The organism is Kitasatospora sp. HUAS MG31 (assembly GCF_040571325.1).
GTDB lineage: Bacteria > Actinomycetota > Actinomycetes > Streptomycetales > Streptomycetaceae > Kitasatospora > Kitasatospora camelliae.
This window is the reverse complement of sequence record NZ_CP159872.1, coordinates 3,435,202-3,447,308: the sequence shown is the minus strand read 5'-3', so window position 1 is coordinate 3,447,308 and position 12,107 is coordinate 3,435,202. Positions and strand designations below refer to the sequence as shown.

Here is a 12,107-nt window from a genome sequence, read left to right as displayed (position 1 = left end):
CGCATAGCCTGGCTGTCCAAGCCCAGCTTCACCCACAGGAGCACCGTGGCAATCGGCCGATCCACCCAGAGCAGTTCGCAGTCGCCCGACTCGGGCGCCGCGCGCCGACCCTCGCGTGCCCGGGGCATCCCGGAGGCGACCGTGGCCCGCCTCCCCCTCTACCTGCGGGCGCTGACCGCGCTCTCCGAGCGCTCCGTGCCCACCGTCTCCTCCGAGGAGCTCGCGGCCGCCGCCGGCGTCAACTCCGCCAAGCTCCGCAAGGACTTCTCGTACCTCGGGTCCTACGGCACCCGCGGCGTCGGCTACGACGTCGAGTACCTCGTCTACCAGATCTCCCGCGAGCTGGGCCTCACCCAGGACTGGCCGGTCGTCATCGTCGGCATCGGCAACCTCGGGCACGCCCTCGCCAACTACGGCGGCTTCGCCTCCCGCGGCTTCCGGGTCGCCGCCCTGCTGGACGCCGACCCCAACGTGGTCGGCACCACCGCCGCCGGCCTCCCGGTGCGGCACATGGACGAGCTGGAGGCGATCGTCGCCGACCAGCAGGTCTCCATCGGCGTGATCACCACCCCGCCGGTCGCCGCCCAGCAGGTCTGCGACCGCCTGGTCGAGGCCGGCGTCACCAGCATCCTCAACTTCGCCCCGACCGTGCTGACCGTCCCGGACGGCGTGGACGTGCGCAAGGTGGACCTCTCCATAGAGCTCCAGATCCTCGCCTTCCACGAGCAGCGCAAGGCCGGGGACGAGCCCACCGCCGGCGAGTCCGTCCTCGACCGGGCCCCCGGGCCGGTCCGAGCCGCGGCTGCCAAGCTGCGCCGGGCGGCCGGCGGCACCGCCAAGGCGGAGGCGGCGAAGGGCCCGTCCGCCAAGGGCACCGATGGCGACCTCTCCGCGGTGATGCCGGCGTGAGCGCGAGAATCTCTAGCCACTGGGGGCGACCGTGAGTCTGCTTGTCGTCGGTCTGAGCCACCGCACCGCACCGGTCGGCGTCCTGGAGCGCGCCGCGCTCACTGGGGAGACCCCGACCCGGCTGCTGCACGACGCCGCCGCCGCGACCACGGTCGCCGAGGCCGCCCTGGTCAACACCTGCAACCGGATCGAGCTCTACGCGGACGTGGACAAGTTCCACGCCGGCGTGGCCGAGCTCTCCCAGCTGCTCGCCCGCCACAGCGGCGTCGACCTGGAGGAGCTCACCTCCCACCTCTACGTCCACTACGAGGACCGCGCCGTCCACCACCTCTTCTCGGTGGCCTGCGGCCTGGACTCGATGGTCGTCGGCGAGGGCCAGATCCTCGGCCAGCTGCGCGACGCGCTGGCCCGCGGGCAGGACGAGCACACCGCGGGCCGCGGCCTGAACGAGCTGTTCCAGCAGGCCCTGCGGGTCGGCAAGCGCGCCCACAGCGAGACCGGCATCGACAAGGCCGGCCAGTCCCTGGTCACCTTCGGCCTGGAGCAGGTCGCCGCCGGCGCCGGCCCGATCGCGGGCAAGCGCGCCCTGGTGGTCGGCGCCGGGTCGATGAGCTCGCTGGCCGCCGCCACCCTGGCCCGCTCCGGGGTCACCGACCTGCTGATCGCCAACCGCACGGCCGTCCGCGCCGAGCGCCTGGCCGAGATCCTCGGCGGCGGCGCCCGGACCGTGGACTTCGCCAAGGTCCCCGAGACCCTGGCCGACGTCGACCTGGTGATCTCCTGCACCGGCGCGGCCGGCGTGGTGATCGGCACCGCCGAGGTGGCGGCCGCCGTCGCCGCCCGGACGGCCGACACCCCGCTCGCCTTCCTCGACCTCGCCATGCCGCGCGACGTCGACCACGCCGTGCACGGCCTCCCCGGCGCGCTGCTGGTCGACCTGGAGAGCCTGTCGCACGCCCACGCCGCCAGCCCCGGCGCGGGGGACGTCGACGCGGTCACCCGGATCGTCGCCGACGAGGTCGCCGCCTTCGGCGCCGCCCAGCGCGCCGCCCGGATCGCCCCCACCGTGGTGGCGCTCCGCTCGATGGCCTCGGACGTGGTCAGCAGCGAGCTCGGCCGACTGGACAGCCGGCTGCCCGACCTGGACGAGCGCTCCCGCGCCGAGATCGCCCAGACCGTCCGCCGCGTGGTCGACAAGCTCCTCCACGCGCCCACGGTCCGGGTCAAGCAGCTGGCCGCCGAGCCCGGCGGCGCCTCCTACGCGGAGGCCCTCCGGGAGCTCTTCGACCTCGACCCGGCGGCGGTGCACGCCGTCTCCGGGACCCCGATCGGGGCCCAGGCCGGGGCCAGCATCCCGGCCGGGGGCATCCCCACGGCCCAGTCCGGCGTCACCCCCGCCGCCGGAGCCACCCGATGAACCACCCGTCAGCCCCTCAGCACGACCAGGACGATCACCCCATGAACGGTCAGGAGTCAGTGGCGCCGCTGCGCCTCGGCACCCGGCGCAGCGCACTCGCCATGGCACAGTCGGGCATGATCGCCCGCGAGGTCGCCCGGGTCACCGGGCGCCGTGTCGAACTGGTCGAGATCACCACGTACGGCGACACCTCGCGCGAAGCCCTCGCCCAGATCGGCGGCACCGGCGTCTTCGTGTCCGCCCTGCGCGACGCCCTCCTGGAGGGCCGGATCGACCTCGCCGTCCACTCGCTCAAGGACCTCCCCACCGCAGCCCCGGCCGGGCTGCTGCTGGCCGCCGTCCCCGAGCGCGAGGACTCCCGCGACGCCCTCGTCGCCGCGGAGGGCCTCACCCTCCAGGAACTGGTCGAGAAGCTGGCCGGCGCCGGCCGCTCCGCCCGGATCGGCACCGGCTCCCCGCGCCGGATGGCCCAGCTCAACAACTGGGCCGCCGCCCGCGGCGCCGCCCTGGAGACCGTCGCGATACGCGGCAACGTGGACACCCGGATCGGCTACGTCGCCAAGGGCGAGCTGGACGGCGTGATCCTCGCCACCGCCGGCCTCAACCGGCTCGGCCGCGCCGCCGAGGTCACCGAGCACCTCGACCCCGAGCTGATGCTCCCGGCCCCCGGCCAGGGCGCGCTCGCCGTCGAGTGCGTCGACCCCGAGCTGGCCCTCGCGCTCTCCGCGCTGGACCACCGCCCCACCCGGGCCGCCGTGGTCGCCGAGCGCGCGCTGCTGGCCGCCCTGGAAGCCGGCTGCTCCGCCCCGGTCGCCGCCCTGGCGACCTGGCAGGGCACCGAACTGCGGCTGGAGGGCGTGGTCGGCACCGTCGACGGCGCCACCCTGCTGAAGATGACCGCCAACGGTCCGCTCGTCCTGGACGGGACGGCCGAGGAGCAGGCCGCGGCCCTGGGCCGCGCCCTCGCCGCTCGGCTCCTCGACCGGGGAGCGGCCAACCTCATGGGGGAGCGAGCCCGATGAGCACCACTAGTCCGCTTCCGCCGACCGGACGCTGCACCTTCCTCGGTGCGGGCCCGGGCGACCCCGGGCTGCTCACCCTGCGTGCGGTCGACGTGCTGTCCACCGCCGACATCCTGATCACCGACCCGCTCACCGCCGCGGCCGTGCGCACCCACTGCCCGGCCGGTGTCCACGTGCACAACCCCGCCGAGGAGACCGACCTCGACGTGGCCAAGCTGGTCGCCGACGCCGTCCGCGCCGGCAAGCACGTGGTCCGCACCGTCGACGGCGACCCCGGCCTGGACGGCTGCGCCGCCGAGGAGATGCTGGGCTGCGCCGCCGCCGCGGTGCCGTTCGAGGTGATCCCGGGCGTCGCGCAGTCGGTGGGCGTTCCCGCCTACGCGGGCGTACCGCTGCGCGGCGGCCAGGGCACCGACGTCCGCTTCGTGGACGCCGTCGCCCTGCTGGCCGGCCACGTGGTGGACCTGGGCGCCCCGGAGACCACCCTGGTGGTCCGCACCACGCTCGGCCAGCTGCCGGCCACCGCGGCCGCGCTGGTGGCCAACGGCCGCAAGCCCGAGGCGGCCCTGTCGGCCACCCTCTCCGGCACCACCACCCGCCAGCGCACCTTCACCTCCACGCTGGCCACCATCGCCGCGGACCTGAAGGCGGCCCGGGTGCTGCCCTCCCCGGTGTCGGCCCCGGTCGACCCGGCCACCTCGGTGATAGCCGTGGTGGGCGAGCAGGTCGCCCACCGCGCCTCGCACTCCTGGTTCGAGACCAAGCCGCTGTTCGGCTGGAACGTCCTCGTCCCGCGCACCAAGGAGCAGGCCCACGGCCTCTCCGAGCAGCTCCGCGGCTACGGCGCGGTGCCGCAGGAGGTGCCGACCATCGCGGTCGAGCCCCCGCGCACCCCGCAGCAGATGGAGCGGGCCATCAAGGGCCTGGTCACCGGCCGCTACGAGTGGATCGCCTTCACCTCGGTCAACGCCGTGAAGGCGGTCCGGGAGAAGTTCGAGGAGTACGGCCTCGACGCCCGCGCCTTCGCCGGCATCAAGGTCGCCGCCGTCGGCGAGACCACCGCCCAGGCGCTGGTCGACTTCGGCGTGAAGCCGGACCTGGTCCCCTCCGGGGAGCAGTCCGCGGCCGGCCTGCTGGAGGACTGGCCGCCGTACGACCCGGTCTTCGACCCGATCGACCGCGTCCTGCTGCCGCGCGCCGACATCGCCACCGAGACCCTGGTGGCCGGCCTGGTCGAGCTCGGCTGGGAGGTGGACGACGTGACGGCGTACCGCACCGTCCGCGCCTCGCCGCCGCCGGCCGAGACCCGCGAGGCGATCAAGGGCGGCGGTTTCGACGCGGTGCTGTTCACCTCGTCCTCGACCGTCCGCAACCTGGTCGGCATCGCCGGCAAGCCGCACAACGTGACCGTCATCGCCTGCATCGGCCCGGCCACCGCCAAGACGGCGGAGGAGCACGGCCTGCGGGTCGACGTGATGGCCCCCGCCCCGTCCGCCGCCGCGCTCGCCCAGGCCCTGGCCGAGTTCGGGGCGACGCGACGGGACGCCGCCGTCGCGGCCGGCGAGCCGGTCTACCGGCCCAGCGAGCGCCGCCCGGGCTCGCGCCGCAAGGCGCGCTGACCCACCCCACCCTCCGGGGGGAGGCCCCGTGCCTCCCCCCGTTGCCTTTTCGTCCGGAGAGAGAAGCCGTGTCCGCTGAATTCCCGTACGTGCGCCCCCGCCGCCTGCGCTCCACCCCGGCCATGCGCCGGCTGGTCGCCGAGACCAGGCTGCACCCGGCCGAGCTGATCCTCCCCGCCTTCGTCCGCGAGGGCATCACCGAGCCCCGCCCGATCACCTCCATGCCCGGCGTGGTCCAGCACACCCGGGACACCCTGCGCCGGGCCGCCGTGGAGGCCGCCGAGGCCGGTCTGGGCGGCATCATGCTGTTCGGCGTCCCCGAGGTGCAGGACGCGGTCGGCAGCGAGGGCACCAACCCGGACGGCATCCTCCAGCAGGCCATCCGGGACGTGGTCGCCGAGGTCGGCGACCAGCTGGTGGTGATGTCCGACCTCTGCCTGGACGAGTACACCGACCACGGCCACTGCGGCGTGCTCGCCGAGGACGGCGGCGTGGACAACGACGCCACCCTGCTGCGCTACGCCGAGATGGCCGTGGTGCAGGCCGACGCCGGCGTCCACCTGGTCGGCCCGTCCGGCATGATGGACGGCCAGATCGGCGTCATCCGCCGCGCCCTGGACGAGGCCGGCCACCAGGACACCGGCATCCTCGCCTACACCGCCAAGTACGCCTCCGCCTTCTACGGCCCGTTCCGGGAGGCCGTCGGCTCCTCGCTCAAGGGCGACCGCAAGACGTACCAGCAGGACCCGGCCAACGCCCGCGAGTCGCTGCGAGAGCTGGAGCAGGACGTCGCCGAGGGCGCCGACCTGGTGATGGTGAAGCCCGCGATGGCCTACCTGGACGTGCTGCGGCAGATCGCCGACGCCTCCCCGGTGCCGGTCTCCGCGTACCAGGTCTCCGGCGAGTACGCGATGATCGAGGCCGCCGCCGCCAACGGCTGGGTGGACCGCGAGCGGATCATCCTGGAGACCCTCACCTCGATCCGCCGGGCCGGCGCCGAACAGATCCTCACCTACTGGGCCGTCGAGGCCGCGCGGCTGCTCGCCCGCGGGTGAGCCGAGCCCCCGCCCGAAGACGACGGCGCTGCGGTTCCCGGAGGGTTCCGGGAACCGCAGCGCCGTTCAGGGACGGGTGCCCCGTCGTCGTCCGCGCAGGGATCAGCCCTCCCAACCGCCGGACCACGGGTTGAGGGAGATGTTCGCGCAGCGGGTCTCACCCGAGACGTCGCCGGTCGGGGCGTTGCCACTGAGGACCGTGGTGATGCCGGCGACCGTGTCGCACTCGTTGCTCTGGTGGGCCTTGCCCGTGTTGTCGAAGTTGATGCAGTCGGTGCTGAAGCTGATGTCACCGGTCTGCGCTGCCACGGAGGTGTCGGTGATGGTGCCGGTGCTCGTGCTGCACTCGTTGGACTGGGTGCTGCCCCAGGAGAACCAGTCGCCGAGGCCCCCGTAGGCCTCCGCGGTCCCCGTGGTGGTCCCGAACAGGGCGGCGGCCGCGAAGGTCAGCGCGGCCAGCTTCATCGTCGTGCGCATTACTGTTCTCCAGATTCCCGTCCTTCGCCGGTAGGAAGGACGACGAACCCAGAATCCCCCCCCGTACCTGGGCTCCAGTACGTACACGCCGTCATCATCCGTCCCGGCTAGGCCGATTCAGCCGAACGGCCGCCCAGTCGCACGTCAACCCGGGTGTGAATCGCCCCTCGTGTTAGGTTCTGGGCCTGCCGCACACGCGGCGATCCCTTCGGGAGCGAATTCCGGTCTCGGAATTGCCCGTCGCGGGAAGGAACCTGATGCTCACCAGTATTCGCGGGTATCCGGTACGGCCCGGGCTCCTGGTCGAATGGCGCCTGCACCCCGTGGTCCCCGGAGAGCCGCCCGAGGATCCCCGGGCCCCCTCCTACATGCAGGAGGCGCACCTCAGAGCCGTGGCCTTCGCGCGCACGGCGGGCTGGGGGTCCCCCTCGTGGCTGGCCGCGGCGTTCGAGCTGCCGGGCAGGGCCCGCCTCGACGTCCTCGGATCGGCCCTGCAGGCGTGGGTCGGGCGCCACGAGACGCTGCGGACCGGCTTCCGGTTCTCGGCCGACGGTCTGCGGCGCTTCACGTTCGGCCTGCAGGACGTCCGGCTGCGGGCCACGGTCGTCGGCGAGTTCACCGGTCCCGGCAGTGTGAACCGGTACCTCGAAGCCCGGTTCGACGAGGTCACCGATCCGCTGGACAGCTGGCCGCCCATGCTGTTCGCGGCCGTGCTCCGCGACGACTCGACCACCGTCTTCGCCGCCTTCGACCACAGCAACACCGACGGGTACTCGATCGGACTGACCGCCCACGAGATCCCCGAGCTCTACCTGGCGACCGCCGAGGGCCGCCCGCACGGCCTCCCCGAGGCGGGCAGCCACGCGGACTACAGCGCGGCAGAACGCGAGGCGGCCGCCGTCGTCGGCCCGGACCATCCGGCCGTCGCGGTCTGGAAGGAGTTCCTGGAAGCGGACGGGGGAGCCCTGCCCGGCTTCCCGCTCCCCCTGGGGGTGGGGCCGGAGGAGGTGCCGGAGTCCACCGGGCGGCTGGAAGCGCTGGCGACGGCGGAGGACTCCGCCGCCTTCGAGGCCGTGTGCAAGGCTGCGACCGGCGGCTTCCTCGCCGGCCTGCTGGCCGCGGCCGCCGTCGCCGCCCAGGAGCTCGGCGGGCAGCGGGAGTTCCGTACGACGGTCCCGGTGCACACCCGGTCCGACAGCCGCTGGGCGTCCTCGATCGGCTGGTACGTGAACGTCATGCCCGTCGCCTTCCGGCCGGCCCGGACGGACGGATTCGCCGAGGTCGTCCTGATGGCCGCCCGGGCGATGCGCACCGCCACGCCGGCCCTGAGTGCCCCGGGCGTGCGCGCCTGGGAGCTGGTCGGCACGGTCCCGGTGCTGCGCTTCATGGTGTCGTTCATCGACGGCCGGGCCGTACCGGGCAGCGAGCACTGGAAGTCCCGGAACATGTCCGGCCTGGGGAAGTCCCCGCGCGGCGACCACGTCTTCCTGTGGTTCCACCGCACGCACGAGGGCCTCTCGGTCACCGTGATCCATCCGCACACGAAGTTCGCCCGGGAACAGGTCCGGCGCTATGTCGACCGCATCCGGCAGATCGTCGGAGAGGTGGCCGCGACCGGTACGTGTGCCGTCAGGCCCCCGTCGGCCGGCGACGGAGAAAATATGGCGAATGCATCGGACGGGTGAAGCTGAATGGCGCCCCGGTTCCTTTCCGAAGGGCCTTCGTTAGTTGGGTTGTCTGCGGATTTCCGCGGGATAGTTTCAACACGGAGGCAGTAATGCAGCTTGGCAAGAAGGCGACCGTTCTCAGCGCGGTTGCCGGCGCGCTGGTCCTCGCCGGTTCGGGTTCGGCCAGCGCCCAGGGCCTGGGCGACCTGTTCGGCGGCCACGGTGGCTCCAGCCAGAGCAACGAGTGCAGCACCAGCACGGGCAGCGTCCTGAACACCGCGACGACCGCGCAGACCGGCGACCTGGAGTTCTCCTCGAACTGCATCAACTACGACGAGACCGGCCGGGCGCACCAGTCCAACGCGTGCGACACCGCCACCGGCACCACCGCGCTCACCGACCTGCTCGCGCCCACCGGGGAGATCGAGACCTCCTCGAACTGCGCGAACATCGCGGTCGGTCACGGCTGGCACTGACGGCCGACCACCCCGTGCCCTCCGCCTGTGAGGCGGCCGGTGCGACGGTGGTTCGAGGTCACGACACGGTCCCCGGAGGATTCCTCCCCGGGGACCGTGCGCGCGTTCCGGGGAAAAGTCTGGGCTGCGGCGGAAGGCCGGAGAAGATATTCCTAATGCGGCAGTCGGGTGAAGTCCTGGGGCCACCCGGTGCCTTTCCCGCGGGATTTCGTTAGTCGAGTGTCTGCGAATATACGCGGGCTTGTTCCAACACGGAGGCAGCAATGCACCTTGGTAAGAAGGCGGCCCTTCTGGGAGCGGTGGCCGGCACGCTGGTCCTGGGCGCCGGCGGCGTCGCGAACGCTTGTGGCCACCACTCCGCGCCGAGGGGTTCCACCCAGAGCAACGAGTGCAGCACCAGCACGGGCAGCGTCCTGAACACCGCGACGACCGCGCAGACCGGCGACCTGGAGTTCTCCTCGAACTGCATCAACTACGACGAGACCGGCCGGGCGCACCAGTCCAACGAGTGCGACACCGCCACCGGCACCACCGCGCTCACCGACCTGCTCGCGCCCACCGGGGAGATCGAGACCTCCTCGAACTGCGCGAACATCGCGGTGGGTGACGGCTGGCACTGAGCTGGCGACCCGCCCGTAGCCGCCGTGCGGTAGGCGGGCGGACAGGGGGGCTTCCTGATCGATGGCGCGACCCCCGGAGGGTTCTCCTCCGGGGGTCGCGTGCGTGTGCGGGCTGCCGGAGGGCCGCGGTCGGGCCGCTGCCGGGTGCCGGGTGTCGGGTGTCGGGTTTCACGTTTCGGATTTCGTTGAAGATATGTCTACTCCGGCAGGTGGGTGAAGTCGGCGGGCGTGCCAGTGCCTTTCCCCGGGGATTTCGTTAACCGAGTGTCCTGCGGATTTTCGCGCATGGTTCCAACACGGAGGAAAGCAATGCAGATGGGCAAGAAGGCGGCAGTTCTGGGAGCGCTGGCCGGTGCGCTGGTCCTCGGTGGCGCGGGTTCGGCCGGTGCCCAGGGCTTCGGCGGCCTGTTCGAGCACGGTGGTTCGACCCAGAGCAACGAGTGCAGCACCAGCACCGGTGCCACCACGAACACCGGGGCGCTGGCGCAGACCGGTGACATCGAGTTCTCCTCGAACTGCATCAACTTCGACGAGACCGGCCGGGCGCACCAGTCCAACGAGTGCGACACCGCCGCCGGGACCACCGCGGTCACCGACGTGACCGCGCCCACCGGTGAGATCGAGTCCTCCTCGAACTGCGTGAACATCGCGGTCAACGGCTGGCACTGAGCCGGCGGGATCGCCCGCGCCCTCGTGCGATGAGTGGGCGGAGAAATTCCTGATCGACGGCGCGGCCCCCGGAGGGTGTTCCTCCGGGGGCCGTCGCGGAGTCGCGGAGGAAATGGCTGTGGAGGTTGGGATGAACGTGGGTAGGAGTGCGGCGTTGTTGGCCGCGGCGGTGGGTGCGCTGGTGCTCGGTGGTGCGGGTGGTGCGGCTGCTGGTGATCACCGGGTGGGTCCGGTGTCGGGGGGTGGGGTTCAGAGCAACGAGTGCAGTTCGAGTTCGTTGCTGGGGCCGGTGGAGGTGGCTACTCCGCTGACGGTGGTGGGCGGGGTGTCGACGGAGACGACGTGTGTGAACTACGCGGAGTCGGGTGTGGCGGAGCAGCGCAACGAATGTGACACGAGTTCGGTGGTGGGTGCGGTGACGGTGAACCTGTCGCTGGCGCCGACCGATCCGGTCCGGACGGGGACGACCTGTGTCAACTACAGCGAGTCGCCGGTGGCGGTGCAGAGCAATGACTGCAGCACGAGTTCGGTGGTGGGGCCGCTGACGGTGTCTCCGCTGGCGCCTTCGCAGGACATCGACACGTCGACGCGGTGCGTCAACATCGCGGGAGACGGTGAGGGCTGATCCCGCGGCGTGGGCTGTTGGATGGCTGCTGCCGGGTGCCGATTGTTGGTGACGATATGTCTACTCGGGCGGTTGGGTGAAGTCGGCGGGCGTGCCGGTGCCTTTCCCGGGGGATTTCGTTAGCCGGGTGTCCTGCGGATTTTCGCGCATGGTTCCAACACGGAGGAAAGCAATGCAGATGGGCAAGAAGGTGGCGGTTCTGGGGGCGCTGGCCGGTGCGCTGGTCCTCGGTGGTGCGGGTTCGGCCGGTGCCCAGGGCTTCGGCGGCCTGTTCGAGCACGGTGGTTCGACCCAGAGCAACGAGTGCAGCACCAGCACCGGTGCCACCACGAACACCGGGACGACCGCGCAGACCGGTGACATCGAGTTCTCCTCGAACTGCATCAACTTCGACGAGACCGGCCGGGCGCACCAGTCCAACGCGTGCGACACCGCCGCCGGGACCACCGCGGTCACCGATGTGACCGCGCCCACCGGTGAGATCGAGTCCTCCTCGAACTGCGTGAACATCGCGGTCGACGGCTGGCACTGAGCCGGCGGGTCCGCCCGCCCGTCACGCGGTGGGTGGACGGGGAGATGCCGGCACGGCCCCCGGAGGTACCCCTCCGGGGGCCGAGTTCGTCTGCGGGCGTGTCGGGAAGTTCGTGCAAGTCCGTCATCTGGCAGGCTGGCCGAGGCTCCATCGGTTCCTGGCCGGCCATCCGTTTCCGTCAGGTCCGGACCCGTGGCGTCGAGGTCTCGCCGAACCTTTTTCCAGGATCGGCCCGACATCCCATGACCGCAGATGACTTCCCCGGGACTCCGCTCGCTCTCTCGTGCGGCGTGGTGGTGGCGGGTGGCTGATTCTTCCTCGGTTTTTGCCCTGTTCGGGTGAATGTGGGGGAGGGTCGGAGGCTTTGGTCGGGGAGCGTCGTTATGCGGGTAGTCGCGGATTCGCGCTGTCGCGGAGGAAATGGCTGTGGAGGTTGGGATGAACGTGGGTAGGAGTGCGGCGTTGTTGGCCGCGGCGGTGGGTGCGCTGGTGCTCGGTGGCGCGGGTGGTGCGGCTGCTGGTGATCACCGGGTGGGTCCGGTGTCGGGGGGTGGGGTTCAGAGCAACGAGTGCAGTTCGAGTTCGTTGCTGGGGCCGGTGGAGGTGGCTACTCCGCTGACGGTGGTGGGCGGGGTGTCGACGGAGACGACGTGTGTGAACTACGCGGAGTCGGGTGTGGCGGAGCAGCGCAACGAATGTGACACGAGTTCGGTGGTGGGTCCGGTGACGGTGAACCTGTCGCTGGCGCCGACCGATCCGGTCCGGACGGGGACGACCTGTGTCAACTACAGCGAGTCGCCGGTGGCGGCGCAGAGCAATGACTGCAGCACGAGTTCGGTGGTGGGGCCGCTGACGGTGTCTCCGCTGGCGCCTTCGCAGGACATCGACACGTCGACGCGGTGCGTCAACATCGCGGGAGACGGTGAGGGCTGATCCCGCGGCGTGGGCTGTTGGATGGCTGCTGCCGGGTGCCGATTGTTGGTGACGATATGTCTACTCGGGCGGTTGGGTGAAGTCGG

13 protein-coding genes are annotated in these 12,107 nt (G+C 71.8%); 12 read left to right on the top strand and 1 reads right to left on the bottom strand.

The genetic code is table 11. The annotated features are described in order from the left end of the window. Positions 1-51: 51 nt before the first annotated feature. The 5 genes from ABWK59_RS15475 (at position 52) to hemB (ending at position 6,022) form a co-directional block, all read left to right on the top strand. Complete coding sequence (locus ABWK59_RS15475) at positions 52-909, top strand: redox-sensing transcriptional repressor Rex (RefSeq protein ID WP_354644963.1); 858 nt, start codon at positions 52-54, stop codon at positions 907-909. A gap of 31 nt (positions 910-940) precedes the next feature. Next, positions 941-2,326, top strand: a complete 1,386-nt coding sequence (locus tag ABWK59_RS15470; protein WP_354641163.1) for a glutamyl-tRNA reductase — start codon at positions 941-943, stop codon at positions 2,324-2,326. Positions 2,327-2,367: 41 nt separating this feature from the next. Then, a complete protein-coding gene (hemC, locus tag ABWK59_RS15465; protein ID WP_354641162.1) occupies positions 2,368-3,348 on the top strand; it encodes a hydroxymethylbilane synthase in 981 nt (326 codons plus the stop codon). Next, entirely contained in the window at positions 3,345-4,967 is a 1,623-nt protein-coding gene (locus ABWK59_RS15460; RefSeq protein ID WP_354641161.1) for a bifunctional uroporphyrinogen-III C-methyltransferase/uroporphyrinogen-III synthase, read from the top strand. Before hemC ends, ABWK59_RS15460 begins: the two co-directional genes overlap by 4 nt. Positions 4,968-5,035: 68 nt before the next feature. After that, on the top strand, positions 5,036-6,022 hold the full coding sequence (hemB, locus tag ABWK59_RS15455; protein ID WP_354641160.1) for a porphobilinogen synthase: 987 nt from the start codon (positions 5,036-5,038) through the stop codon (positions 6,020-6,022). A 102-nt stretch (positions 6,023-6,124) separates the two neighbouring features. Here hemB and ABWK59_RS15450 read toward each other — a convergent pair whose 3' ends face one another. Next, entirely contained in the window at positions 6,125-6,499 is a 375-nt protein-coding gene (locus tag ABWK59_RS15450) for a hypothetical protein (RefSeq protein ID WP_354641159.1), read from the bottom strand. A gap of 257 nt (positions 6,500-6,756) precedes the next feature. Between ABWK59_RS15450 and ABWK59_RS15445 the strand changes: the two genes are divergently transcribed. From ABWK59_RS15445 to ABWK59_RS15415, 7 genes are all read left to right on the top strand, one after another. Beyond that, on the top strand, positions 6,757-8,184 hold the full coding sequence (locus ABWK59_RS15445; protein ID WP_354641158.1) for a condensation domain-containing protein: 1,428 nt from the start codon (positions 6,757-6,759) through the stop codon (positions 8,182-8,184). Between the two features lie 92 nt (positions 8,185-8,276). Further along, complete coding sequence (locus ABWK59_RS15440) at positions 8,277-8,642, top strand: hypothetical protein (RefSeq protein WP_354641157.1); 366 nt, start codon at positions 8,277-8,279, stop codon at positions 8,640-8,642. Positions 8,643-8,905: 263 nt separating this feature from the next. After that, on the top strand, positions 8,906-9,262 hold the full coding sequence (locus ABWK59_RS15435; protein ID WP_354641156.1) for a hypothetical protein: 357 nt from the start codon (positions 8,906-8,908) through the stop codon (positions 9,260-9,262). Between the two features lie 309 nt (positions 9,263-9,571). Next, positions 9,572-9,931, top strand: coding sequence for a hypothetical protein (locus ABWK59_RS15430; protein WP_354641155.1), 360 nt, complete (start codon positions 9,572-9,574; stop codon positions 9,929-9,931). Positions 9,932-10,061: 130 nt separating this feature from the next. After that, entirely contained in the window at positions 10,062-10,556 is a 495-nt protein-coding gene (locus ABWK59_RS15425) for a hypothetical protein (protein WP_354641154.1), read from the top strand. 172 nt (positions 10,557-10,728) lie between these two features. Beyond that, entirely contained in the window at positions 10,729-11,088 is a 360-nt protein-coding gene (locus ABWK59_RS15420) for a hypothetical protein (protein ID WP_354641153.1), read from the top strand. 438 nt (positions 11,089-11,526) lie between these two features. Beyond that, the gene (locus ABWK59_RS15415; protein WP_354641152.1) at positions 11,527-12,021 is read left to right on the top strand and encodes a hypothetical protein; all 495 of its coding nucleotides are present in this window, start codon (positions 11,527-11,529) and stop codon (positions 12,019-12,021) included. Positions 12,022-12,107: the final 86 nt, after the last annotated feature.

What these genes read in the sequence shown, in the direction of transcription:
- ABWK59_RS15460 (WP_354641161.1), top strand. Translation starts at nt 3,345, where the DNA reads ATGAGCACCACTAGTCCGCTTCCGCCGACCGGACGCTGCACCTTCCTC.
- ABWK59_RS15450 (WP_354641159.1), bottom strand. Translation starts at nt 6,499, where the DNA reads ATGCGCACGACGATGAAGCTGGCCGCGCTGACCTTCGCGGCCGCCGCC.
- ABWK59_RS15415 (WP_354641152.1), top strand. Translation starts at nt 11,527, where the DNA reads ATGAACGTGGGTAGGAGTGCGGCGTTGTTGGCCGCGGCGGTGGGTGCG.
- ABWK59_RS15435 (WP_354641156.1), top strand. Translation starts at nt 8,906, where the DNA reads ATGCACCTTGGTAAGAAGGCGGCCCTTCTGGGAGCGGTGGCCGGCACG.
- ABWK59_RS15445 (WP_354641158.1), top strand. Translation starts at nt 6,757, where the DNA reads ATGCTCACCAGTATTCGCGGGTATCCGGTACGGCCCGGGCTCCTGGTC.
- ABWK59_RS15425 (WP_354641154.1), top strand. Translation starts at nt 10,062, where the DNA reads ATGAACGTGGGTAGGAGTGCGGCGTTGTTGGCCGCGGCGGTGGGTGCG.
- hemC (WP_354641162.1), top strand. Translation starts at nt 2,368, where the DNA reads ATGAACGGTCAGGAGTCAGTGGCGCCGCTGCGCCTCGGCACCCGGCGC.
- ABWK59_RS15420 (WP_354641153.1), top strand. Translation starts at nt 10,729, where the DNA reads ATGCAGATGGGCAAGAAGGTGGCGGTTCTGGGGGCGCTGGCCGGTGCG.
- ABWK59_RS15430 (WP_354641155.1), top strand. Translation starts at nt 9,572, where the DNA reads ATGCAGATGGGCAAGAAGGCGGCAGTTCTGGGAGCGCTGGCCGGTGCG.
- ABWK59_RS15440 (WP_354641157.1), top strand. Translation starts at nt 8,277, where the DNA reads ATGCAGCTTGGCAAGAAGGCGACCGTTCTCAGCGCGGTTGCCGGCGCG.